Source organism: Vibrio sp. 10N.239.312.D08 (assembly GCF_041466145.1).
In the GTDB taxonomy this organism is placed as follows: Bacteria; Pseudomonadota; Gammaproteobacteria; order Enterobacterales; family Vibrionaceae; genus Vibrio; species Vibrio crassostreae_C.
The window spans coordinates 1-22948 of record NZ_JBFSSD010000015.1; the positions used below are offsets into that span (position 1 = coordinate 1).

Annotated in this window: 25 protein-coding genes and 1 tRNA gene; 6 read left to right on the plus strand and 20 right to left on the minus strand. The window is 45.0% G+C overall.

Translation table 11 applies throughout. The features are described 5' to 3' along the window. Positions 1-115: 115 nt before the first annotated feature. The 4 genes from AB6D58_RS10075 to mutY all read right to left on the minus strand — a co-directional run bounded on the left by AB6D58_RS10075 (position 116) and on the right by mutY (position 2860). Positions 116-191, minus strand: a tRNA-Phe gene (locus AB6D58_RS10075). Positions 192-294: 103 nt separating this feature from the next. After that, a complete protein-coding gene (gene mltC, locus AB6D58_RS10080; RefSeq protein ID WP_017063191.1) occupies positions 295-1428 on the minus strand; it encodes a membrane-bound lytic murein transglycosylase MltC in 1134 nt (377 codons plus the stop codon). Between the two features lie 69 nt (positions 1429-1497). Beyond that, positions 1498-1770, minus strand: coding sequence for an oxidative damage protection protein (locus AB6D58_RS10085; RefSeq protein ID WP_010435637.1), 273 nt, complete (start codon positions 1768-1770; stop codon positions 1498-1500). Between the two features lie 28 nt (positions 1771-1798). Next, positions 1799-2860 carry an A/G-specific adenine glycosylase gene (mutY, locus tag AB6D58_RS10090; RefSeq protein ID WP_372113238.1) on the minus strand — a complete coding sequence of 354 codons (1062 nt, stop codon included), beginning with the start codon at positions 2858-2860 and terminating at the stop codon, positions 1799-1801. Between the two features lie 165 nt (positions 2861-3025). On the opposite strand from mutY, the gene trmB reads away from it, so the two are divergent. Continuing rightward, a complete protein-coding gene (trmB, locus tag AB6D58_RS10095; protein ID WP_017062250.1) occupies positions 3026-3745 on the plus strand; it encodes a tRNA (guanosine(46)-N7)-methyltransferase TrmB in 720 nt (239 codons plus the stop codon). Between the two features lie 349 nt (positions 3746-4094). Beyond that, positions 4095-5015 (plus strand): glutaminase B, encoded by a 921-nt coding sequence (gene glsB / locus AB6D58_RS10100; RefSeq protein ID WP_017062249.1) that lies wholly within the window; start codon positions 4095-4097, stop codon positions 5013-5015. A gap of 138 nt (positions 5016-5153) precedes the next feature. On the opposite strand, the gene hemW is transcribed toward glsB, so the two are convergent. The 7 genes from hemW to AB6D58_RS10135 form a co-directional block, all read right to left on the minus strand. Beyond that, positions 5154-6341 (minus strand): radical SAM family heme chaperone HemW, encoded by a 1188-nt coding sequence (gene hemW, locus AB6D58_RS10105; RefSeq protein WP_372136399.1) that lies wholly within the window; start codon positions 6339-6341, stop codon positions 5154-5156. Continuing rightward, positions 6341-6940, minus strand: a complete 600-nt coding sequence (locus AB6D58_RS10110; protein ID WP_017062247.1) for an XTP/dITP diphosphatase — start codon at positions 6938-6940, stop codon at positions 6341-6343. The genes hemW and AB6D58_RS10110 overlap by 1 nt, the downstream gene beginning before the upstream one ends. 48 nt (positions 6941-6988) lie before the next feature. Continuing rightward, entirely contained in the window at positions 6989-7420 is a 432-nt protein-coding gene (locus tag AB6D58_RS10115) for a DUF4426 domain-containing protein (protein ID WP_017062246.1), read from the minus strand. 28 nt (positions 7421-7448) lie between these two features. Then, positions 7449-7739: a DUF167 family protein YggU gene (yggU, locus tag AB6D58_RS10120; protein WP_017062245.1), complete on the minus strand. Its 291-nt coding sequence runs from the start codon at positions 7737-7739 to the stop codon at positions 7449-7451. Between the two features lie 29 nt (positions 7740-7768). Next, entirely contained in the window at positions 7769-8326 is a 558-nt protein-coding gene (locus AB6D58_RS10125; RefSeq protein WP_108209502.1) for a YggT family protein, read from the minus strand. A 57-nt stretch (positions 8327-8383) separates the two neighbouring features. Next, positions 8384-9202, minus strand: coding sequence for a pyrroline-5-carboxylate reductase (proC, locus tag AB6D58_RS10130; protein WP_108209503.1), 819 nt, complete (start codon positions 9200-9202; stop codon positions 8384-8386). A gap of 78 nt (positions 9203-9280) precedes the next feature. Continuing rightward, the gene (locus AB6D58_RS10135) at positions 9281-9985 is read right to left on the minus strand and encodes a YggS family pyridoxal phosphate-dependent enzyme (protein ID WP_017062243.1); all 705 of its coding nucleotides are present in this window, start codon (positions 9983-9985) and stop codon (positions 9281-9283) included. Positions 9986-10011: 26 nt separating this feature from the next. Between AB6D58_RS10135 and AB6D58_RS10140 the strand changes: the two genes are divergently transcribed. Continuing rightward, positions 10012-11049, plus strand: a complete 1038-nt coding sequence (locus tag AB6D58_RS10140) for a type IV pilus twitching motility protein PilT (RefSeq protein ID WP_017062242.1) — start codon at positions 10012-10014, stop codon at positions 11047-11049. Between the two features lie 14 nt (positions 11050-11063). Then, the gene (locus AB6D58_RS10145; protein ID WP_017062241.1) at positions 11064-12173 is read left to right on the plus strand and encodes a PilT/PilU family type 4a pilus ATPase; all 1110 of its coding nucleotides are present in this window, start codon (positions 11064-11066) and stop codon (positions 12171-12173) included. 74 nt (positions 12174-12247) lie between these two features. On the opposite strand, the gene AB6D58_RS10150 is transcribed toward AB6D58_RS10145, so the two are convergent. From AB6D58_RS10150 to metK, 9 genes are all read right to left on the minus strand, one after another. After that, positions 12248-12385 (minus strand): hypothetical protein, encoded by a 138-nt coding sequence (locus AB6D58_RS10150; protein ID WP_170791814.1) that lies wholly within the window; start codon positions 12383-12385, stop codon positions 12248-12250. Positions 12386-12484: 99 nt separating this feature from the next. Beyond that, positions 12485-12907: a Holliday junction resolvase RuvX gene (gene ruvX / locus AB6D58_RS10155; protein WP_004735480.1), complete on the minus strand. Its 423-nt coding sequence runs from the start codon at positions 12905-12907 to the stop codon at positions 12485-12487. 60 nt (positions 12908-12967) lie between these two features. Continuing rightward, complete coding sequence (locus AB6D58_RS10160; protein WP_017062239.1) at positions 12968-13531, minus strand: YqgE/AlgH family protein; 564 nt, start codon at positions 13529-13531, stop codon at positions 12968-12970. A 116-nt stretch (positions 13532-13647) separates the two neighbouring features. After that, positions 13648-14598, minus strand: coding sequence for a glutathione synthase (gshB, locus tag AB6D58_RS10165; RefSeq protein WP_372157195.1), 951 nt, complete (start codon positions 14596-14598; stop codon positions 13648-13650). A gap of 9 nt (positions 14599-14607) precedes the next feature. Continuing rightward, entirely contained in the window at positions 14608-15339 is a 732-nt protein-coding gene (gene rsmE, locus AB6D58_RS10170; protein WP_017062238.1) for a 16S rRNA (uracil(1498)-N(3))-methyltransferase, read from the minus strand. 153 nt (positions 15340-15492) lie between these two features. Then, entirely contained in the window at positions 15493-16224 is a 732-nt protein-coding gene (locus tag AB6D58_RS10175) for an endonuclease (protein WP_017063198.1), read from the minus strand. A 96-nt stretch (positions 16225-16320) separates the two neighbouring features. Beyond that, positions 16321-16821, minus strand: coding sequence for a SprT family zinc-dependent metalloprotease (locus AB6D58_RS10180; RefSeq protein ID WP_017062236.1), 501 nt, complete (start codon positions 16819-16821; stop codon positions 16321-16323). An 80-nt stretch (positions 16822-16901) separates the two neighbouring features. Then, on the minus strand, positions 16902-17699 hold the full coding sequence (locus tag AB6D58_RS10185) for a DUF2189 domain-containing protein (protein ID WP_017067802.1): 798 nt from the start codon (positions 17697-17699) through the stop codon (positions 16902-16904). A 368-nt stretch (positions 17700-18067) separates the two neighbouring features. Next, a complete protein-coding gene (gene metK / locus AB6D58_RS10190; protein ID WP_017062234.1) occupies positions 18068-19222 on the minus strand; it encodes a methionine adenosyltransferase in 1155 nt (384 codons plus the stop codon). A 355-nt stretch (positions 19223-19577) separates the two neighbouring features. Between metK and tkt the strand changes: the two genes are divergently transcribed. Further along, positions 19578-21572 carry a transketolase gene (gene tkt, locus AB6D58_RS10195; protein WP_102394120.1) on the plus strand — a complete coding sequence of 665 codons (1995 nt, stop codon included), beginning with the start codon at positions 19578-19580 and terminating at the stop codon, positions 21570-21572. A gap of 213 nt (positions 21573-21785) precedes the next feature. Beyond that, positions 21786-22835, plus strand: coding sequence for an erythrose-4-phosphate dehydrogenase (gene epd, locus AB6D58_RS10200; RefSeq protein WP_032545627.1), 1050 nt, complete (start codon positions 21786-21788; stop codon positions 22833-22835). Positions 22836-22948: the final 113 nt, after the last annotated feature.

Sequence of the window (22948 nt, forward strand, 5' to 3'; positions counted from 1 at the left end):
TGATTACAAGTCAGTTGCTCTACCTACTGAGCTAAGTCGGCACACTAAATTCTTTATGCTTTTGTCCGTGTTGTTACTCCCTGTTAAAGAGTGTTGACACCAACAAATCAAATTGTGGTGCCCGGAGGCGGAATCGAACCACCGACACGAGGATTTTCAATCCTCTGCTCTACCGACTGAGCTATCCGGGCAACGGAGCGCTATTAAACGGATTTTCTGCATAACCGTCAACTCCTTTTTTGAAAATAATTAAAAAAACCGTTCGTTCGTTGTTTTTTTATTCAAAAGTGAGGGTTATGTTTTACCTTGGTTAAATTCTTTTTTGAATTGCGTTACTTTTTCGAGGTATCGGCGCGACTCTTTATTTGGATGCTTCTTGGTAAGCGCCCAGTAGGCTTGGCTCGGTTGCAGCGAGTTTAAGTCTTGCATTGCTCGCTTTCTGTCCTTACTGAAGGTATTGAGTACGCCACCAGTACCGCCGTTATAGGCTGAAATCATACTGTATTCAAGCGTTAATGGGTTTTTTACGTCTTTCAAATAACGATTTTTAAGGATGTAAAAGTATGCGGTGCCAGCATCAATGTTGTTTTCTGGATTGAATAAGTACTCAGGGCTTGGTTCACCAGGTTTCTTTTTGACGTGTTCAAATACATCTCGACCAGCGGTTTTAGGTACCACCTGCATAAGACCATAAGCATTAGCCCAGCTTACGGCGTACGGGTTGAAGCTACTCTCTGTCTTGATGATAGCGTAGATTAAATCTTCAGGGATGTCATAACGCTGAGACGCTCGTCGAACGATGTCGGCATATTGATAACTACGCTGGCTAGCGTGGTCGGCCACCATTGGGATTTCAACGTAGTAGGCTTTTTTAAAGTCGACTTCTTTGGTTTTTAGGTTATTCGCGATCAGGTAATCCGCAAACTGGTTCGCTCGCCAAGTCCATTGAATGGGCTTTTTTTCTTGGTCTACGACCTGATTATAGAGGAAAGGTTTGCCTTCTAGCTTGATGCTTTTAGAAGAGAATAGATCGACATGCGCCGGATCATCTGGCGTCAAAAGGGTCGTCATGATCGCATTTTTGAGGTGTTTTTTCGGTTCGGTAGAGGAAACCGTTTCCACCGTTATCAGGCCTTGGCTAAAATTCACTTCTGAACGACTTAAGTAATTATCTATGTATTTCACATAGTTACTCTTACCTGCTATCTTGATTTCACTGCTACCCCAACGTTTTTGAATGTTGCCTGAAAAGCTATCTATTAATGAATCTAGCGCCCCGGTATCTTTTTCAAATTGTCCGGGTAGCTCAGCTAAATTCTTCACAAACCGGTTGGTTGGCTCGTAATTGACATCATAAATGCTTTCGACAAATTCACGGCTGCAGCCAGTTAATAACATGGCTGTTAGGAAGTAACTTAGCTTTTTCATAGTTCCTCATACAAAAATGACATCGCAGCGTTAACCATGATGTCATTAAAAATTGCTTAAATAAATGTCTTATTCGCTTGGTGGAGTATAGCCATCAATTACGACATCTTTACCTTCAAAAAGGAAGTTAACCATCTCAGTTTCAAGAAGTTTACGATGCTCAGGATCCATCATGTTTAGCTTCTTTTCATTGATAAGCATAGTTTGCTTGCTTTGCCATTGTCCCCAAGCTTCTTTAGACACGTTGTCAAAGATACGCTTACCTAAGTCACCTGGGTAAAGTTGAAAATCTAGGCCTTCAGCATCTTTTTGAAGGCGAGCACAAAATACAGTGCGGCTCATAGTGGTTCCTCTTATCGCGTTCGTTGATTCAAACGTCGTCGTTCAGTTCAAAGGGTAGGCTCTCAATAAGCTGCTTTACAGGAGCGGCTAGGCCAATTTCTTCCGGTTTTGATAAGTTATACCAGAGACCTTTAGTCCCTTCCATTATCAAATCTGGTTGTTTATCTAATTTCACCAATACTGGCGTGATATCTAAGTGGTAGTGGCTGAAAGTGTGTCTAAACGCAATCATGGTCTTGATCGAATTGGTTTGAGTGTCTTTGATCGAACGAAGATCTAGTTGATGTTCGATCTCTGCGTTTTCATTTTGAGGGAAACAAAACAATCCGCCCCAGATACCAGATTGAGGGCGCTGCTCAAGCCACACTTGGTTATCGTGATACAGGATTACAAACCATGTCTCTTTTACTGGTTTCTCTTTCTTTGGCTTTTTGCCAGGGAAGTCGAGTTGTCTATCGAGTTTTTTAGCTTCACACATGTTTTCAATTGGGCACAGAGTACATTTAGGCTTGCTACGAGTACAAACCATTGCTCCCATATCCATCATAGCTTGATTGTATTTATCGACATCTTGCTTTGGGGTGTGTGCCTCTGCGTGTTCCCAGAGTTGGTTTTCAACCTTCTTTTGACCAGGCCAGCCCTCGACAGCAAAGCTTCTTGCAAGCGTTCGCTTCACGTTACCATCAAGGATCGCATGAGGGAGCTTGTAAACAGAGGACAGAACGGCTGCCGCTGTTGAGCGGCCAATGCCTGGAAGCGCATTCATTTCTTCGAGGGAAAGTGGAAACTCCCCACCATATTGCTCTGCGACGATCTTGGCAGCTTTGTGTAGGTTACGAGCTCGTGCGTAGTAACCAAGCCCTGTCCATAAGTGGAGTACCTCATCTTGTTCGGCGTTCGCTAGGTCGATAACCGTTGGAAAGCGTTCTAAGAAGCGTTGGTAGTATGGAATCACCGTAGCAACCTGAGTCTGCTGAAGCATGATTTCAGATAGCCAAACGGTGTAGGCGGTTTTGTTTTGTTGCCAAGGTAATTCTTTACGCCCGTAGGCGTCATACCACTTTAATATGGCGGTTGCGAAAGGAGTCACGACATGCTCTATGCTTTGCTATTATTAGAAGCGAAATTGCACCACACTTAACGTTGGATGTAAAACAGACAAATTGTGTGGGAATTTATCCACGGAAAGACTTGCACCGGAGGCAATTCTTTGGATAATCCCCGCTTTGATTAATCAATGTGCAGGCAAAAATCAATGAGTGAAGTGACCACTAACGAATATACTGAAGACGGCAAACTGGTTCGTAAGATCCGTAGCTTTGTTCGCCGCGAAGGCCGCTTAACAAAAGGCCAAGAGAACGCGATGAATGAATGTTGGCCAACAATGGGTATCGACTACAACCCAGAGCTTCTTAACTGGAAAGAAGTATTTGGCAACGATAACCCGGTTGTACTAGAGATTGGCTTCGGTATGGGTGCATCACTGGTTGAAATGGCAAAGAACGCACCTGAGAAAAACTTCTTAGGTATTGAAGTTCATAGCCCGGGTGTTGGTGCGTGTTTAGGTACAGCTCGCGATGCTGGCGTAACTAACCTGCGTGTAATGTGTCACGATGCTGTAGAAGTATTTGAACACATGATCCCAGATAGCAGCCTGCATACTCTGCAACTGTTCTTCCCTGACCCATGGCACAAAGCTCGTCACCATAAACGTCGTATCGTTAAGGCTGAGTTTGCAGAGATGGTTCGCGGCAAGCTTCAACTTGATACTGGTGTTTTCCACATGGCAACAGACTGGGAAAACTACGCAGAACATATGATTGAAGTGATGAACGTAGCTCCAGGCTTCGAAAACATCGCTGAAGATGGTGATTACATCCCTCGTCCGGATGAGCGCCCGCTAACTAAGTTTGAAGCGCGTGGCCACCGTTTAGGTCATGGTGTTTGGGACATTAAGTTCAAGCGTACTAAGTAACTTCGAATCAAATTAAGTGAAGGGTAATCCGACTTAGGGTTTAACCCCTACACTTTATGGGATTGATTAAAGCCAACATTATTGTAATGTTGGCTTTTTTGTCCTTAGGCTTTTATTTTAGTAAAGGCTTAACGACAGAAAGTAATACCAATCACAGTAAGTAAGTGATCAGAAATAGCGTAGGAAAAAGGCTTGAGAACAAGGCAGCATTTTTCGATAAGTAGTTACTCTACAATCAAAAATTCTAACGCAGTTATCGAGCATTTTAACAAGCTAGAGTGAGCAGTTATTTACTACGATTGGTATATGTTACACCCCTACAAAAATAACAATATAGAAGTAAGCGCACATGAAACCAACTCAAGCTATTTTGGCCGAGATCTTAGACGAAGTTCGTCCTTTAATTGGACAGGGAAAGGTCGCTGATTATATCCCTGCACTGGCTCGCGTATCGAACCAGAAACTGGCGATCGCGGTATACACCAATGAAGGTGAGGTGATTAAAGCAGGCGATGCTGAAGAAGCATTTTCTGTGCAATCTATTTCTAAAGCCTTGAGCCTGACGCTAGCTATGGTGCTATATAAGCCTGAAGAGATTTGGCAAAGAGTAGGCAAAGAGCCTTCTGGTCAAGCCTTTAACTCGATGATTCAGCTTGAGATGGAGTATGGTATTCCCCGCAACCCGTTCATCAATGCGGGGGCAATTGTCGTTGCAGACCTACTACAAAGCCGCTTGTCTGCGCCTAGGCACCGCTTGTTAGAGTTTGTGCGTCAGTTATCGGGTGATACTCATATTGTGTATGACAAGGTGGTAGCGGCTTCAGAAATGATGCACAGCGATCGTAATGCTGCCATTGCTTATTTGATGCGTTCATTTGGTAATTTTGAGAATGATGTTATCCCAGTTCTGAATAACTACTTCCACGCTTGTGCGCTTAAAATGACGTGTGTGGATTTGGCAAAAACCTTTAGCTATTTAGCAAACAAAGGCGTGTCGGTTCAAACCAAGAAAGAGATCATCACGCCAGTTCAAACCAAGCAGTTGAATGCTTTGCTTGCGACGTGTGGCTTGTACGATGGGGCTGGTGAGTTTGCCTACCGTGTTGGTATGCCAGGAAAATCGGGCGTTGGTGGCGGTATTATTGCTATCGTTCCTGGCGAAATGACGATTGCGGTGTGGTCTCCAGAGCTTGATCCTTCTGGCAACTCGCTCGCAGGTACTAAGGCTCTAGAGTTGCTTTCAGAGCGAATTGGTCGTTCTATTTTCTAAGAGAAAGATTCGAGCACGGACGTTGTCCTATAGAACGCTTCGCTCCGAGAGAGGGCTATAAAACAAAAAGGGTTGACCCTAAAGCCAACCCTTACGCAATGCTTCTCGAATCTCGAATCTCGAATCTCGAATCTCGAACTACTCGTCTTCTTCTGCCATAAAGGCTTCTAACAGATCATTGAGAAACAGCTTTCCTTTTTCAGTGATCTGCCAGTGAGTGTCGGTTTCCTTCAAGTAGCCTAGCTCTTTTGCCCATTCAATCGTTTTTTGAATCGAGTCAAAACCAAGCCCTGTCGTATCAATGAAATCCTGCTTTGGACATGCTTCCATTAACCTAAAGCGGTTCATGAAAAACTCAAAAGGGCGGTCTTCATTCGGCACTTCAAATTCATCTGATAGATAAGGTTTTACCATGTTTTGGTACGCAGCTAGATAGCCTCTAGGGTGCTTAACCTTAGTGGTACGAACAATGCGTCCATCTGTAAAGCTCAGCTTGCCATGAGAGCCACAGCCAATACCTAGATAGTCACCAAAGCGCCAGTAGTTGAGGTTATGTTGGCACTGATATCCCGGCTTGCTGTAGCCTGATATTTCGTACTGCACATACCCTGCATCAGCGAGCTTTTTGTGGCCCAATTCAAAGATGTCCCAGAGATCATCGTCATCAGGTAGAGTTGGCGTTTTGTAATAGAACATGGTGTTAGGTTCTATTGTTAGCTGGTACCAAGATAAATGCGGAGGGTCGAGTTCTATCGCTTTATCCAAATCAGCCAACGCTTGTTCAATACTCTGTTCGGGTAAGCCGTGCATTAAGTCTAAATTGAAACTATTCAATCCAATCTTATGCGCTAAATGAGCAGCATTTACCGCTTCATCTTGACCATGAATACGCCCAAGTCTTTCCAGTTTCTCTTGCTCAAAACTTTGCACACCCACCGAGATTCGAGTAATGCCTGCCTTTTGGTAACCTGCAAAACGCTCAGCTTCGATAGTTCCCGGGTTGGCTTCCATGGTGATTTCTATTTCAGGTTTGAACGGGATGCGCTGTTCAATGCCTTGTAACAATCGGCCAATTCCTTCAGGAGAAAACAGGCTTGGGGTACCGCCACCAATAAAGATCGAATGCAGTGGGCGAGGCATACCATTGAGCTGATATTTTTCGATATCAGTATCGAGATCCTCAAGCAGTGCATCGATGTACTCTTTTTCAGGGATCTCGGCTTTCAGAGCGTGAGAGTTAAAATCACAATACGGACACTTTTGTACACACCATGGGATGTGTACATAGAGGCTAAGTGCGGGTGGTATTAGCGCTGCATTGTGCATTACAGAGCTTGCTCCTTGAGAGTCTTGAATAGTGACGCAAGCGCTTTACCACGGTGTGATAGTTGCTTCTTACGCGAAGATTCAAGCTCTGCTGAGGCGCAGTTATCTTCTGGTACAAAGAACACAGGATCGTAGCCAAAGCCATTCTCACCGTGTTCTTCAGTAAGAATACGACCTTCCCATTTACCGTGACACACTAGAGGTGTTGGATCATTCTCGTGACGCATTAGCACCAACACACAGTGGAAACGCGCAGTACGCTTTTCAGTTTCGACACCTTGCATCGCATCTAATAGTTTTTTGATGTTCTGCTTATCGGTTGCCCCTTCACCTGAGTAACGCGCTGAATAGATACCTGGCGCACCATTTAAGTAATCAACCTCTAAACCTGAGTCGTCAGCAATGGCTGGCAGCCCTGTTTCTTTCGCTGCGTGGCGAGCTTTGATGATGGCATTTTCAATGAAAGTCGTTCCTGTTTCAGCGACTTCTGAAACGTTAAATTCACTTTGCGCGACAACGTCAAAACCAAACTCAGACAGAATATCTGCCATCTCGCGAACTTTACCTTGGTTGCCTGTTGCTAAAACAATCTTACTCATGGGAATGTAGCTCTAAATAAGTTAATAAATGAAAAGTAAGGTTTGAGCTTACTCTTCTATATAGAATTTCTGTGTGAAACGCAGTGGACCAGTGCCTTTTAGGCCTGCGTTCACATCGATGTCGAAGGTGATGTTTTCTTCGTGAGTTACGGGGAACTCAGCAAGGTAATAAATCGCATCGCCTTCTTTGATTTCTCGAAACTTCAAAGTACGGGTGTTTCCAACGAGGTTCTTCGCTGTTCCCGTAATTTTAGCCGTTGTCGCAGGCTTGCCTAGAGAAGCCTTGTCTAACACGCTGATGTTGAGGATTGCTGAGTATCCATTTCGCTTAAGTTTGTATTGCTTAGCGACTTGCGAAGTTAAGAACGTGGAATTAAAAGCCGAGTAATGAACCTCGACATCCTTAATGTTCTTAAATTGCCCTGCTGAGCTTGGTAAGGCAACAAGAGCGGTGAGTAGTGCTGTTATCCATAAACGCATAATGACTCCAATAAATAGCAAAAAGCCATCATAGGATGGCTTTGACTTCAGTTGGGATTTGGCTTGGCGAGCATATTCGAACTTGCTTGTGCCTACCGAGATCTCCCTTTTCTATCTTAATTTGCCCTTTTGCGACCTTAAACTGTTTCGCAAGGTATTTCGCTAAGTGGGCGTTGGCTTTGCCATCTACTGGTGGAGCAGTTATGGCAATTTTGAGTTCCTCACCATGCAAGCCAACAATCTTGTCTCGGCTTGCTTTGGGTTGGATATAGAGCCTAAGAAGAATATCGTTTTCCTCGGCCCAAACCGCTTTTGGCATCGTCAAAGTACCTGATGTTCGTACTTGAATTATAGCTGATACCAAATAGGGCCAATCATGTCGCCCATTAGGAAGTTCGCAAATTGCAGAACAATGAACAGAACCAGTACGCTTAGGTCGAAACCACCCATGTCCGGAAGGATACGGCGGATAGGCACTAGCATTGGTTCAGTCAGTTGATGGAATACGTACTCGATTGGGCTACGGCCTTGGCTAACCCAGCTAAGGATTGCACGGATTAGCAGAACCCAGAAGATCAAACCACCCGCCGCTTTTAGCAAAGATAGTGCACCAAAGATCAGGAAGCTGATATCGAATACAGCTGCGCCGCCAGAGATAATCAGGTTGAGAGCAACGAACTTAAGCACACATAGCACATAAGCAAAAATAACCGTCGCAAGATCTAGGCTGCCGATTGATGGAATAACTCGGCGCAGTGGGGCAACAACTGGTTGTGTCGCTTTTACGATGAATTGTGAGAATGGGTTGTAGAAATCTGCACGTGATGCTTGTAGCCAGATACGCAAGATCACAACCATGATGTAAAGATCAAAAACGGTCGAGATCAGAAAGCTCATCGAGTTCATATTGTTTCCTTTTTCGGATTTACTTGCCGCTTAGATATAACCCGAGCGACAAAATGCTTAAAACAGTTTTTCCATCTCTTCAGCTCGAGCGACCGCCGCTTGCATGGCTTTGGCTACGATGTCTGATAGTTGATGTTCATTGAACGTGCGCAATGCTTCTGCAGTTGTTCCGCCTTTTGAAGTCACTTGTTCACGCAGTGTCGATAATTCAGTATTTGGATTCGCTACCACCATCTCTGCCGCGCCTAATGCAGACTGCTGCACTAATTTACGAGCGGTTTCTTGGTCGAAGCCTTGGTTGATTGCCTCAACTTGCATCGCTTCCATAAACAGGAAGAAGTAAGCTGGAGCACTCCCCGCCGCCGCAATGATGTTGTTGATACCAGATTCTTGTTCAACCCAGCTCACTTCACCTACAGCTTGCATCAGCTGAGATGCAAAGTCTTTATCATTTTGGCTGACCGTTGAATCGGCATAAAGACCGCTCATTCCTTTACCTAGCAGTGATGGCGTGTTTGGCATCACACGAACAAGGTTCAGTTGGCAGTTTAACATCTCATTGAGTCGATTCGCATTAATACCCGCAGCAATGGAGATAACCAGTTTGTTGCTAAAGTCGATGCTTTGTAAGGGTTTACATACATCAGCCATCATCTGTGGTTTCACTGATAACACAACAACGTCTGCTTTTTCAGCTGCGGCAATATTATCGCTGGTGGTATTGATGCCGTATTCTTGTTCTAACGGCAGCCTTCTGGTTTCTGAAGGTGCTGTCGCAGTAATCTTTTGCGCTGGGTAACCACTAGCAACTAAGCCAGCTACAATTGAGCGAACCATGTTTCCCGCCCCAATAAAGGCGATGTTCTTATGTACCATATATAAAATCCTGAGCGTGTCGCTGCGCGGATAAGGCGAAGCGGTATCAATACTTGTACTTGTCGTTACTTACTACGGCTATTTCGCGTAATCACGAGCGCCGAAAATAGCTGTTCCAATACGAACCATTGTGCTGCCAGCCTCAACTGCTGCATCCATATCACCACTCATCCCCATCGAAAGGGTATCAATGTCTGAATACTTCGCGGCTAGCTTGTCTTTAAGCTCTGCCAGTTGAGAAAATGCATTAAGCTGAGATTGATAGTCAGATACGTTTGCAGGAATCGACATCAATCCTCTTAAGGTGAGGTTGGGGAGCGATGAAATCAACTCCGCGAGTGCAAAAACTGTCTCTTCTGAGGTTCCAGATTTGGACTCTTCACCACTGGTGTTTACCTGAATCAACACTTGCAAAGGTGGAAGTTCGCTTGGTCGTTGATCATTAAGCCTTTGTGCGATCTTATCGCGATCGACGGAATGCACCCATTGAAAGCTTTCCGCGATTGGGCGGGTTTTATTGGATTGAATTGGACCAATAAAATGCCACTCTAAATTTAGGTTAGAATGTTGTTCTGAAAAGTGTTTTACTTTATCTACACCTTCTTGAACATAGTTTTCACCAAAGGCAACTTGGCCTCCGAGTGCGGCTTCTAGAATCGCATCAATAGGTTTAGTTTTGCTGACGGCTAAAAGTTGCACGGACTCTGGAGCTCGTCCGCACTTTTGCTCAGCACTACGAATCTGTGAGGTGATTTGTTCGATATTTTGTTGAATACTACTCATAGCTGACTTTACTTAAGGGAAAATAAATGGATATCACTGAGTTACTAGATTTTAGTGTAAAGCATAACGCGTCAGATCTACATCTTTCTGCGGGTGTATCTCCAATGGTACGTATAGATGGTGAAGTAAGGAAGCTTGGAATCCCAGCTTTGAGTCATGCTGATGTGCATCGTTTGGTTTTTGAGATCATGAGCGATTCACAACGCGGCGAGTTTGAAGAAAAACTGGAAGTCGACTTCTCTTTTGAATTACCCAATGTTGGTCGCTTTCGTGTTAATGCGTTTAACCAAGCCCGTGGCTGCTCAGCTGTCTTTCGAACTATCCCTGTCGAAATCCCGACTTTAGATCAGTTAGGTGCACCTGAGATCTTCGAAAGGATTGCTAACTACGAAAAAGGGTTAGTGCTCGTCACTGGTCCAACTGGCTCTGGTAAATCAACGACTCTTGCGGCGATGGTTGATTACGTAAATCGCAACCACAATAAGCATATTCTGACGATTGAAGACCCGATTGAATTCGTTCACACCAATAATAAATGCCTAGTCAACCAGCGTGAAGTTCACCGTGATACCCACAGTTTTAAAGCGGCACTGCGCAGTGCCTTACGTGAAGACCCAGACGTGATTCTGGTTGGTGAACTTCGTGACCAAGAGACGATTAGCTTAGCGTTAACCGCAGCAGAAACGGGTCACTTGGTCTTTGGTACTCTGCACACCAGTTCTGCGGCTAAAACGATCGACCGTATTATCGATGTGTTCCCAGGTAGCGATAAAGATATGGTTCGTTCGATGTTGTCTGAATCACTGCGCTCGGTGATAGCCCAGAAGCTGCTAAAGCGTGTTGGTGGTGGTCGTGTGGCGTGTCATGAAATCATGATGGCAACACCTGCGATCAGAAACTTGATTCGTGAAGATAAGGTTGCGCAGATGTACTCGATCATTCAAACGGGCGCAGCGCACGGCATGCAGACCATGGAACAAAATGCGAAGCAGCTGATGGCGCAGGGCTTGGTTGATTCGGAAGAGGTCGAGAAAAAGATCGAAATTGAAACCTCAATGTTTTAATCAAGGTGAACAAAATGGAATTGAATCAAATCCTTGAGGGGATGCTATCTCAAAAGGCATCGGATCTTTATATCACGGTTGATGCGCCAATCCTTTTTCGTGTGGATGGTGAATTACGCCCCCAAGGAGAGAAGCTGAATGCGGCTCAAGTTGCTCAATTACTTGATGCGATGATGGAACAAGACCGACGTGATGAATATCAGCAAACGCGTGAGGCTAATTTTGCGATTGTGCGTGACTTTGGTCGTTTTCGTGTCAGTGCATTCTTTCAGCGAGAGCTACCTGGAGCGGTCATTCGACGTATCGAGACTAACATCCCAACCTTTGAGCAACTAAAGCTTCCTGATGTACTACAGGACCTATCAATAGCTAAGCGCGGACTTGTGCTGGTGGTTGGTGCGACAGGCTCTGGTAAATCGACCTCAATGGCTGCAATGACAGGCTATCGCAACACCAATCGCTCGGGACATATCTTGACGGTTGAAGACCCTATTGAATTTGTGCACGAACATAAAAAGTGCATCGTGACGCAGCGTGAGGTCGGGCTCGACACCGAGAGTTACGAAGTCGCGCTTAAGAACTCGCTACGCCAAGCACCAGACATGATCTTGATTGGCGAAATCCGTAGCCGTGAGACCATGGAATACGCGATGACCTTTGCTGAAACGGGTCACTTGTGTATGGCAACCTTGCACGCCAATAACGCTAACCAAGCGCTAGAGCGTATTCTTCATTTGGTGCCGAAAGAGCAGAAAGAACAGTTCTTGTTTGACCTATCGATGAACCTGCGTGGTGTCGTCGCTCAGCAACTCATTCGCGACAAGAATGGCAGCGGGCGTCATGGTGTATTCGAGATTCTGCTGAATAGCCCTCGTGTTTCTGACTTGATTCGTCGTGGTGAACTACACGAACTGAAAGCAACCATGGCTAAATCGAAAGAGATAGGTATGCAGACCTTTGACCAAGCTTTGTATGATTTAGTGATAGCAGGCAAGATCAGCGAAGAGGATGCGTTCCACAGTGCCGATTCTGCTAATGACTTGCGCTTAATGCTCAAAACTAGACGTGGTGATGACGACTACGGAACTGGGGCGTTGGCTGGTGTGAAGATAGATATGGGGTGATAAAAAACGCCTGATTTGATTCTAGGTTAAAATCAGGCGTTCATCATATTCATCGTTCGACTGCGTCTGTATTATCAACGCTTCTTGTTCTTAGGCTCGCTGATTACGTCTGCGTCAGTCGAAGTATGATTCATATAACCTGCATTATTGGAGCTTGTCGAACTGCATGCTGATATTGCTAGAGCTACGAAGATTGCTAGAAAAATTTTCATGTGAACTCCCACTTACCTAATAATGAATTGCTTCGACATTACGCCGTAATATCATTATAGGATCACAAAGGAGTTTAATCTTTGAGCTCTTAATTTTCGTTATGAATATTGTGCTTCAAACCAGCTCTCTAAAATGACGACTGCAGACTGGTTATCGACATTACCTTTACTTAGTGCTTTGTAGCCGCCCATTTCAAAAAGGTCGGCCCTTGCTTCTGTCGTAGAAAGTCTTTCATCATGCAGTTCAACATCGACACCAAAGCGCCCTTTTAGGCGATTGGCAAACTTCTTCGCCCTTGGTGTAATCGCGGCTAGATCTTTACCATGAAGATCGGTAGGAAGACCAACCACGATAAGATTCGGCTGCCACTCCTTAATTTGCTTTTCGATATCGTCCCAATTTGGGATGCCATCTTTGGCTTTAAAAGCTTTTAGAGGGCTTGCGGTGCCCGTGATTTCTTGTCCTATCGCACTACCGATACTTTTTGTACCGTAGTCAAATGCCATAATTGTTCGTGACATGGGGTTTCCAAATTTATCTGTGTTTGAGAGTGTCTGTTTATTTTACTTAGTTGATTTGAGCTAGGCGTGACCAGCGTCTGCTGAAAGCTGAGCTGCATTAATGCCTAACATCTGTACAGCGACTTTCCAGCGGTCAGAAATCGGTGTATCGAAGATGACCTTCGGGTCGGCTTCAACTGTTAACCACGAGTTCTCGGTCAGTTCGGTTTCCAGTTGTCCCGGTTCCCATCCTGCATACCCAAGTGCGACTAAATAATTCATCGGCTCATCTTCTGTGCCCAACACCATCAAGATATCTTTTGAGGTTGTCACTGAGATTTGATCCGTCATGCTGATACTGGATTGATAGTTGCCTTTAGGTTTGTGCAAAATAAACCCACGGTCTTCTGCGACCGGTCCACCATTCAATACAGGCTTATCAAGACTTGCTTGGTTGGGTTTTGGCTGATCAGAATCAACCTCAACTTGCTTAAGCATGCTACCGACAGTGACATCAATAGGGGCGTTGATCATCAAACCCATCGCGCCTTCGTCATTGTGCTCACAAAGGTAAATCACCGAATTTTGAAAGTATGGGTCTTTCATTCCGGGCATAGCAACCAGGAAGTGGTTCGTTAAATTCATAGAGCCTCCTGCCAGTGTGTTCCCAGTAAAGGAAAAAGAGCGGCGTAAAGCCGCTCATTGTTCTTTGCCTAGATATTTCTGTGTTTTCGAATAGCTAAGGCTTTCTTTAGTTTAGGCTATTTAGCGTTAACGCGACGCTCAATTGCATCCATTAATTTACCTGTAACTGAAATATTAAAAGCGGCTTCAATTTCACGGATACAAGTAGGGCTAGTCACGTTAATTTCAGTCAGCTTGTCGCCGATAACATCAAGCCCAACAAAGATTAAGCCTTTCTCTTTCAGTGCTGGAGCAACTGCTCTTGCGATAGCCCAGTCTGTTTCACTTAGAGGACGAGCTTCACCTGTACCGCCAGCAGCAAGGTTACCTCGAGTTTCCCCTTTTGCAGGAATACGCGCTAGACAGTAAGGCATTGGCTCACCGTCAACCACAAGAATACGCTTATCACCATTGCTGATGTCTGGAACAAAAGTTTGTGCCATTGCGTAGTTCTGACCGTGGTTGGTCAAGGTTTCAATAATAACTGATACGTTTGGATCGCCTTCTTTCACACGGAAGATAGACGCGCCGCCCATGCCATCAAGTGGTTTTAGAATCACGTCGCCGTGTTCTTCTCGGAACGCTTTAATTTTTTCAGCTTTACGAGTCACGATGGTGGTCGGTGTCAGTTCAGGGAACCATGCCGTGAACAACTTCTCGTTACAGTCACGTAGGCTTTGTGGTTTGTTGACGATCAGTGCGCCGTTCTCTTCAGCACGCTCAAGAATGTAAGTTGCGTAGATGTACTCAGTATCAAACGGAGGATCTTTACGCATTAGTACCGCATCTAAATCGGATAGCGCGATAGTCTGTTCTGATTTGAACTCGTACCAACCGTTTGGATCTTCTTTTAGTTCAACAACCTTAGTGTCAGCAATGGCTACGCCTTGATCTAAATGTAGATCATCCATTTCCATGTAATGGATTTCGTAACCACGACGCTGAGCTTCAAGCATCATGGCAAAGCTAGAGTCTTTTTTGATGTTAATGGATGAAATTGGATCCATTACGATGCCAAGTTTGATCATTTTTTTCTCCTAGCCTAGATCGCCAAAACGGACTTGTAAGGCAGTAATTGCGGTTAGAGCTGCTGTTTCGGTACGAAGTACACGTGGGCCGAGTAGCGTCTCTTCAAATTTGTATTGTTCTGTCATGCCGATTTCTTCAGCCGACAAGCCACCTTCAGGGCCGATCAATAGGCGTACCTTACTGATAGGTTCTGGAAGGGTATTAATTGAGTATTTTGCACGAGGATGTAAGTTCAGCTTTAATGCTTCACTCGGTTCGCTACACCACTCTTCAAGTTGCATGATAGGGCGAATGACTGGAACCGTATTGCGGCCACACTGTTCACACGCCGCGATAGCAATCTTTTGCCACTGTGCGAGTTTTTTCTCGAAGCGTTTTGTATCAAGCTTAACGCCACAGCGCTCTGAAATTAAAGGGGTAATGGTGTTCACACCAAGCTCAACCGATTTCTGAATCGTGAACTCCATTTTGTCGCCACGTGAAATCACTTGGCCTAAATGTAAGTCTAACGGAGATTCGCTGCTGCGTTCGATGCGTTCAGAAACATTAACGGTGACATTTTTCTTTGATACTTCGGCTATCGTCGCAGGGAATTCAGCGCCACTGCCATCAAATAGAAGGACTTCTTGGCCTTCTTTCATGCGAAGGACACGACCAACATGACCCGCGGCATCTTCGCCTAAAGCGAGTGAACCTAACTGATGAATGCGTTCTGGGTGATGAATACGAGGGATTCTCATGCTGGTAAACCTATAAATATGTTCATTTGGGTATTTTGTCTCTGCCTAACATGGATGCTTTTAGTTGAAAAAACAAGGGTAGAGCAAGAGTTTCAGGGGCAATTCTGAAACTCTTGTTTGAGATAGTTAGGAATGTTGATTGTACGAGCGACGTTATTTACAAGCAGGGTAAACAAATGGGTTGTGATTACCTTGGATGGCATAGATTCGCTCATCACGAGTACATTCCCACTTGTCGACAGGAAATTGCTTGTTCCACGCCATCATTAGGTTGGTTTGTTGCTTAGATAGTTTGAAACCATACTCTTGGCTCATGTAAAGGTAAGTACGCGCGATAGAGCCTTTTGCTCTGTCTGGCGGCATAACTTTACGCTGCTTGAAGTTGACCTGCATTTCACACTGACCATAGCTCACACCATCCATGCCATTCCACTGACTGAAGTTGTAGTTGGAGCGATCACCGTTAACCTCGCCAATGGCCGGAGTTAGGTTGTGAAGGTCGGCTTCCATGGATTTGAATATTTTGTCATTGCGAGTGCAGTTCTTGCGCCCACCATCTTGCCAACACTGACGCTGGTGGCCAAATTGCCAAGCTGGAACCACGTGTTCCCACTCAATTCGACTCGCCCGCTTTTGTTGTTTTCGGACTTGATAGCCACAGCCATCAAGGTCGGGAATGCCTTTCTTTTTGTCCTTCCATGTAATGTCACAGCCGCAATAAAATGAAGTCGGATGGTCGAGGTAAATCTTCACCGCTTCTCTTTTTGCTTTGGAAAATGAGCTCGGTGGTGCGGCGAGAACGCTTTGGGTTACCAGTAGGCCAAATACTATTGTTAAGTAAAAAGATACAGGTAGGCCAAATGCTTTGAAGGTGAGTTTTTGCATAGAAAAAGACTGATAAAAGTATGATAAACATCAGTCTAGCACTCAAATGTTAGATCTCTCTATTAGATTTGTTCTACCGAGTAAATCAACCTGTCACTAGCTTAGTTGAGTTCCCGTGAAAGCTAAGGTTTGCTGGCACAATTGGCAGCGGTAGGTCGATTGATTCCGAAGTACTTTGTTGTGTCGTCTGATTGATAATGGGTAAGTGGTGCACTCACATCGATATTCAAAGGTTTTCCCTTGAACTGACGCGATTTCAAAGCTGTGAGTTGTTCTGGCTGGCACGTTGAATACTTTTTCCATCACGTATTTCCACTCGTTTCCGTGAGGCCTAACACGTCCGAAAACCTGATGCGTGATCAGGTGTGCGAGTTCATGTGGCACAACCTCGTTGATGAAGGCATCTTCATTTTCAGAAAATAGTACGTGGTTGAGCTTAATTTCGTTGAGCTGAAGGTAGGCCTTTCCCGCCGCTTTGCCTCTTAACTTGAAGGTGATAGTTGGGTGTGGAAATTCACGAGAGAAATGTTGATTTGCGATAGCTAGGCATTCGGCCAATTTCTTATTTGCTCGGTGTTGTTGCGGGGTGTAAGACAAACGTTGTTAACTCCAAATAAAAGACCTCAGCGTTTAAGCCAAGGCCTCATCATAACATTGCTTTTTGATCTAGCGATGCTTTACACGTGATGTTTTTTCTTAATGATCTCGTGATAAGCGTGCCATGTACCATAACCAAGTAGCGGCATGGTGACGATCATTCCGATGCCGTAGGTGGCAAAACCCACCAGAATACCGGCACAAATAATACTTGCCCAAACCACCATTGCAGGAATGTTCGATTTCACGGCATTAAAGCTAGTGAAAATTGCACTCATCACATCAACGCGTCTCTCCATCATTAACGGAATTGAAAATGCTGAGATGCTAAATATGAGGCTTGCGATAACAAAACCAATCACAGAACCCGTAATTAAGAAGGGAGCGAACTCAGCCAGTGGTGCGCCTTGCACTGAAGGGTAGAGCGCGTGCAATAACGCAGCGATACGCATCCAGAATATCATCGCAACCATCAATACGATCGCAAAGGCCCATTGGTGGGTGGAGTTGCGAGTGATGGCTTTCATCGAGTGCAGTAGGCTTGCGTTGTGGCCTTTTTCTCTTTCCCAAGCGGCGTCATACAAGCCCAGAGCAAGAAACGGCCCTATTAGCATGTACACGATCAGGCTTGGCATTACGACCAAGTGTGTTCCTTGCCATTGGACAAGCTGAACAATGGCGATTGCCGCTCCCATAAAGCACAAACCGTAGAATGCGCTGATTAATGGCATTCTTACTAAGTCATGCAGAGCAAGCGACAACCAATGAAAGGGTGCGGAAATACTGATTTGGTTACAAGGAATGGTGCGAGCGTAATCCTTATCGCTGACCTTGTGTTTTTTATCGTTCAGTTCGGATGGGTGCGCGGTACGAGGCATAGATCCCCCTAGTTAAATAACGTCCTAGTTATAATTCCATAAGGCTCATCGATGTGGCTTGTGTGAGAGTTATGGTGTTGAGCTAAATTGCTCTTTGTCATCCCAGTTTTTGTTCTAGCGTGCATTTAACGAGCGTTATCAGGCTGAATTAATTTAAGTTAAATGTGAGCTTGATCTCTTAGGAGTTACCTTAACTATTGTCAGTAGTGTTAGAAAACACAAATTATCAGCGGTTTTTTATACTAAGTGGTTAACGGTAAAGAAGGGCATTAGAGAAGAGAATGGCGAGTGAAAGTAAGGTAAGTACATAAAAATAAAGCCCTTACTAAGAAGTAAGGGCTTTAAAGAAACAAATCGCAGTGGCTAAATTATTTTAGGCCAGCGAAGTCCGCAAGGATTGCTGCTTTGTCAGTCGCTTCCCAAGGGAACTCTTCACGACCGAAGTGGCCGTATGCAGCAGTCTGCTTGTAGATAGGCTGAAGAAGGTTCAACATCTCTTGAAGACCGTATGGACGTAGGTCGAAGTTTTGACGAACTGCTTCAATGATAATTTCGTGAGCTACTTTTTCAGTACCAAACGTTTCAACCATGATAGATGTTGGATCAGCAACACCGATAGCGTAAGACAGTTGAATCTCACAACGGTCAGCCATGCCAGCAGCAACGATGTTTTTCGCAACGTAACGAGCCGCGTAAGCTGCAGAACGGTCAACTTTTGATGGATCTTTACCAGAGAATGCACCGCCACCGTGACGAGCTGCGCCGCCGTAGGTATCAACGATGATCTTACGACCTGTTAGACCACAGTCACCCATTGGGCCACCGATTACGAAACGGCCTGTTGGGTTGATGAAGAAGTTAGTGTCTTTGTTGATCCACTCAGCAGGAAGTACTGGTTTGATGATCTCTTCCATTACTGCTTCACGTAGATCCGGTGTTGTTACTGAATCGCAGTGTTGAGTCGAAAGAACAACAGCGTCGATACCAACGATTTTACCTTGGTCGTATTGGAACGTAACTTGAGATTTCGCATCAGGGCGAAGGAAGTCAAGTTTACCGCTCTTACGTACTTCAGCTTGCTTCTTAACAAGAAGGTGAGAGTAAGTAATTGGAGCCGGCATTAGGATTGGTGTTTCGTTAGTCGCGTAACCAAACATGATGCCTTGGTCGCCTGCGCCTTGCTCTTTAGGGTCTTCTTTATCAACACCTTGGTTGATGTCTGGAGACTGCTTACCAATTGTGTTTAGAACAGCACAAGAGTCAGCGTCAAAGCCCATATCAGAATGAACGTAACCAATTTCACGTACTGTTTCACGAGTGATTTCTTCGATATCAACCCATGCAGACGTTGTTACTTCACCGCCAACCATAACCATGCCGGTTTTAACGTAAGTCTCACAAGCAACACGTGCTTTTGGATCTTGTTCCAAGATGGCATCAAGAACAGCATCAGAGATTTGGTCTGCAATTTTATCTGGATGGCCTTCTGAAACAGATTCAGAAGTGAATAGGTGCTTAGCCATGAGAGCTCCACTTTTAGTTTTTGGTGTAAATAGTTTATGGCGTCGCAAGCTAGGAAGCGCGCCATTAAATACAGTATATTTTGTAGGTGTTTCTACATCTAGACGGCTATTCTAAATTCCAGCGGTCGAATTACAAGCTCTTTTTTATGATATGTCATAACTAATCGTTTGCGTATCGATTGAGATAAGCCACTGCCAAGTGATGTAAATGTTCGAAAATTGCGAAAAATGACCGTTAAAATGCCAGTAAAACGTTTGCAGTCGCAATAGTCGTTTGAGAGAATACCCGCGCTAATTAAAATGAAAACATTAGCACTATCTCTTTTTTAAATCGCTTATGTATCCAGGAGCAGACATGCCTTCTCGTAAAGATCTAGCCAATGCAATCCGCGCACTTAGCATGGACGGTGTTCAACAAGCAAATTCAGGCCACCCAGGCGCACCTATGGGTATGGCTGACATCGCTGAAGTTCTTTGGCGTGGCCACTTGAACCACAACCCAGCAAACCCAGAGTGGGCTGACCGCGACCGTTTTATCCTGTCTAACGGCCATGGTTCAATGTTGATTTACTCTCTGCTTCACCTTGCAGGCTACGAGCTTTCAATTGAAGATCTGAAAAACTTCCGTCAACTGCACTCTAAGACTCCTGGTCACCCAGAGTACGGTTACGCTCCTGGTATCGAGACAACGACGGGTCCTCTAGGTCAAGGCATCACTAACGCTGTTGGTATGGCAATGGCAGAGAAAGCACTGGCTGCACAGTTCAACAAAGAAGGCCACGACATCGTAGACCACTACACTTATGCATTCATGGGTGATGGCTGTCTGATGGAAGGTATCTCTCACGAAGCATGTTCACTAGCTGGTACGCTAGGTCTTGGTAAGCTAGTTGCTTTCTGGGATGACAACGGTATCTCTATCGATGGTGAAGTGGAAGGTTGGTTCTCTGACGATACTCCTAAGCGTTTTGAAGCATACGGCTGGCACGTAATCCCAGCAGTAGACGGTCACGATCCGGAAGCAATCAATGCAGCTATCGAAGCAGCTAAAGCAGACCCTCGTCCAACGCTTATCTGTACTAAAACTATCATCGGTTTTGGTTCTCCAAACAAAGCTGGTACGCACGACTGCCATGGCGCTCCACTAGGTGCTGATGAAATTACAGCAACTAAAGCAGCACTTGGTTGGGAACACGGTCCTTTCGAAATCCCAGCAGATATCGCAGCTGAGTGGAATGCGAAAGAAGCGGGCGCAGCAAAAGAAGCTGCGTGGAATGCTAAGTTTGACGCATACGCAGCGGCTTACCCAGAGCTAGCAGCAGAATTCAAACGTCGTACTAACGGTGAACTTCCAGCACAATGGGAAGAGAAAGCAAACGCAATCATTGCTGATCTTCAAGCTAACCCTGCAAACATTGCTTCACGTAAAGCATCTCAAAATGCTCTAGAAGCGTTTGGTCAAATGCTTCCAGAATTCATGGGCGGCTCTGCTGACCTAGCGCCTTCCAACCTAACTATGTGGTCTGGCTCTAAGTCTCTTGAAGCAACTGACTTCTCTGGTAACTACATCCACTACGGTGTACGTGAATTCGGTATGACGGCTATCATGAACGGCATCGCTCTGCACGGTGGTTTCGTACCATACGGCGCAACGTTCCTAATGTTCATGGAATACGCGCGTAACGCAATGCGTATGGCTGCTCTGATGAAAGTTCAGAACATCCAAGTTTACACGCACGACTCTATCGGCTTAGGCGAAGATGGTCCTACTCACCAACCGGTTGAACAGATCGCTTCTCTACGTCTAACGCCAAACATGAGCACATGGCGCCCATGTGACCAAGTTGAGTCTGCTGTTGCTTGGAAACTGGCTATTGAGCGTAAAGATGGTCCTTCATCTTTAATCTTCTCTCGTCAAAACCTTGCACAACAAGATCGTAATGCTGAGCAAGTAGCTAACATCGCTAAGGGTGGTTACATCCTGAAAGATTGTGAAGGCAAGCCTGAGCTAATCATCATTGCAACAGGTTCTGAAGTTGAGCTTGCTGTTGAAGCTGCTGCACAGTTAACCGCTGAAGGTAAAGCAGTACGCGTAGTATCTATGCCTGCAACTGACGCGTTCGACAAGCAAGATGCTGAATACCGTGAGTCTGTACTTCCATCTGACGTTACTGCTCGTATCGCAGTAGAAGCTGGCATCGCTGACTTCTGGTACAAGTACGTTGGTTTCGGTGGCAAGATCATAGGTATGACAACGTTCGGCGAATCTGCACCAGCAGGCGAGCTATTCAAGATGTTCGGTTTCACTACTGAAAACGTAGTAAACACCGCGAAAGAGCTTCTTGCTTAATCATTGATTGCTAGCTTAGTGCTAACAATGAAATGAATAAAAAAACCGAGCGCTGAGCTCGGTTTTTTGTCTCTGGGATTTGTTTCTCCTAGACTCATCTCTATAAGCAACAGATCAATCTGTCATGAACAAGCTGAGTTATTCAAGTAATGCCTTTTGGGTAGGATTCAGTTATCATCTGTTGCACGAAATTTTGGTTAGATGTACGGAACTATGCTAAAAGTCGCGATAAATGGATTTGGACGAATAGGGCGTAATGTATTGCGCGCTGTCTATGAAAGTGGCAAAAGCCAACAAATCAAAGTAGTAGCGGTCAATGAGCTTGCTCAGCCTGACGCTATGGCTCACCTATTGCAGTACGACACCAGTCACGGCCGCTTCGGTAAGAAAATCTCTAACGATCAAGAGCACATTTATGTCCATCATGGCATTGGTGCTGAAGACAAGGGTGAGTTTGATACCATTCGTATCTTACATCTTGCTGATATTGAGCTGTTGCCTTGGCGTGACCTTGAGGTGGATATCGTTCTCGATTGTACCGGTGTTTATGGTTGCCGAGATGACGGCCTCGCGCACATTGCTGCAGGGGCGAAAAAGGTACTGTTTTCTCACCCCGGTGCCAATGACCTCGATAACACCATTATCTATGGTGTGAACCACGATACCATCGAAGCGGACCACCAAATCGTTTCCAATGGTTCGTGCACCACCAACTGTATTGTCCCTATCATTAAGGTTCTTGATGACGCCTTTGGTATCGAGTCCGGTACGATTACGACTATTCACTCTTCAATGAATGATCAACAAGTTATCGATGCGTACCACAGCGATTTGCGTCGTACTCGAGCAGCAAGCCAATCGATCATTCCTGTCGATACCAAGTTGCATAAAGGTATTGAAAGAATCTTCCCGAAATTTTCCAACAAATTTGAAGCTATATCTGTGCGTGTGCCGACGGTAAACGTAACAGCGATGGATTTAAGTGTCACAATTAATGCAAATGTGAAAGTTAATGACGTAAATCAAACCATTGTTAATGCATCCCAGTGTACATTACACAATATAGTTGACTATACTGAAGCGCCGCTCGTTTCCATCGACTTTAATCACGATCCCCATAGCGCAATCGTTGATGGTTCACAAACGCGAGTGAGCAACGGCCACTTAGTTAAAATGCTAGTGTGGTGTGATAATGAATGGGGCTTTGCGAACCGAATGCTGGATACGGTTCTTGCAATGCAAGCTTCTGAAGGCAAGAAGTAAGACCTAGAAGCAAATGTGCGGATTATTTATTTTTTAGCTTGAAATAAATACTAAGAGTCCACATATTATTAGTAGTGAAAGAATTACCAGTTGAATAATTTATAGGCTTAGCA

Excerpts from the sequence above, each read along its gene's own strand:
- gshB (WP_372157195.1), bottom strand. The coding sequence starts at position 14,598 with ATGATCAAACTTGGCATCGTAATGGATCCAATTTCATCCATTAACATC.
- hemW (WP_372136399.1), bottom strand. The coding sequence starts at position 6,341 with ATGCACAATGCAGCGCTAATACCACCCGCACTTAGCCTCTATGTACAC.
- yggU (WP_017062245.1), bottom strand. The coding sequence starts at position 7,739 with ATGCCAAAAGCGGTTTGGGCCGAGGAAAACGATATTCTTCTTAGGCTC.
- AB6D58_RS10150 (WP_170791814.1), bottom strand. The coding sequence starts at position 12,385 with ATGAAAATTTTTCTAGCAATCTTCGTAGCTCTAGCAATATCAGCATGC.
- glsB (WP_017062249.1), top strand. The coding sequence starts at position 4,095 with ATGAAACCAACTCAAGCTATTTTGGCCGAGATCTTAGACGAAGTTCGT.
- AB6D58_RS10160 (WP_017062239.1), bottom strand. The coding sequence starts at position 13,531 with ATGAATTTAACGAACCACTTCCTGGTTGCTATGCCCGGAATGAAAGAC.
- trmB (WP_017062250.1), top strand. The coding sequence starts at position 3,026 with ATGAGTGAAGTGACCACTAACGAATATACTGAAGACGGCAAACTGGTT.
- rsmE (WP_017062238.1), bottom strand. The coding sequence starts at position 15,339 with ATGAGAATCCCTCGTATTCATCACCCAGAACGCATTCATCAGTTAGGT.
- AB6D58_RS10115 (WP_017062246.1), bottom strand. The coding sequence starts at position 7,420 with ATGCGTTTATGGATAACAGCACTACTCACCGCTCTTGTTGCCTTACCA.
- AB6D58_RS10175 (WP_017063198.1), bottom strand. The coding sequence starts at position 16,224 with ATGCAAAAACTCACCTTCAAAGCATTTGGCCTACCTGTATCTTTTTAC.
- tkt (WP_102394120.1), top strand. The coding sequence starts at position 19,578 with ATGCCTTCTCGTAAAGATCTAGCCAATGCAATCCGCGCACTTAGCATG.
- AB6D58_RS10140 (WP_017062242.1), top strand. The coding sequence starts at position 10,012 with ATGGATATCACTGAGTTACTAGATTTTAGTGTAAAGCATAACGCGTCA.
- AB6D58_RS10135 (WP_017062243.1), bottom strand. The coding sequence starts at position 9,985 with ATGAGTAGTATTCAACAAAATATCGAACAAATCACCTCACAGATTCGT.
- AB6D58_RS10085 (WP_010435637.1), bottom strand. The coding sequence starts at position 1,770 with ATGAGCCGCACTGTATTTTGTGCTCGCCTTCAAAAAGATGCTGAAGGC.
- mltC (WP_017063191.1), bottom strand. The coding sequence starts at position 1,428 with ATGAAAAAGCTAAGTTACTTCCTAACAGCCATGTTATTAACTGGCTGC.
- metK (WP_017062234.1), bottom strand. The coding sequence starts at position 19,222 with ATGGCTAAGCACCTATTCACTTCTGAATCTGTTTCAGAAGGCCATCCA.
- proC (WP_108209503.1), bottom strand. The coding sequence starts at position 9,202 with ATGGTACATAAGAACATCGCCTTTATTGGGGCGGGAAACATGGTTCGC.
- AB6D58_RS10145 (WP_017062241.1), top strand. The coding sequence starts at position 11,064 with ATGGAATTGAATCAAATCCTTGAGGGGATGCTATCTCAAAAGGCATCG.
- AB6D58_RS10185 (WP_017067802.1), bottom strand. The coding sequence starts at position 17,699 with ATGCCTCGTACCGCGCACCCATCCGAACTGAACGATAAAAAACACAAG.
- epd (WP_032545627.1), top strand. The coding sequence starts at position 21,786 with ATGCTAAAAGTCGCGATAAATGGATTTGGACGAATAGGGCGTAATGTA.
- AB6D58_RS10125 (WP_108209502.1), bottom strand. The coding sequence starts at position 8,326 with ATGAACTCGATGAGCTTTCTGATCTCGACCGTTTTTGATCTTTACATC.
- ruvX (WP_004735480.1), bottom strand. The coding sequence starts at position 12,907 with ATGTCACGAACAATTATGGCATTTGACTACGGTACAAAAAGTATCGGT.
- AB6D58_RS10110 (WP_017062247.1), bottom strand. The coding sequence starts at position 6,940 with ATGAGTAAGATTGTTTTAGCAACAGGCAACCAAGGTAAAGTTCGCGAG.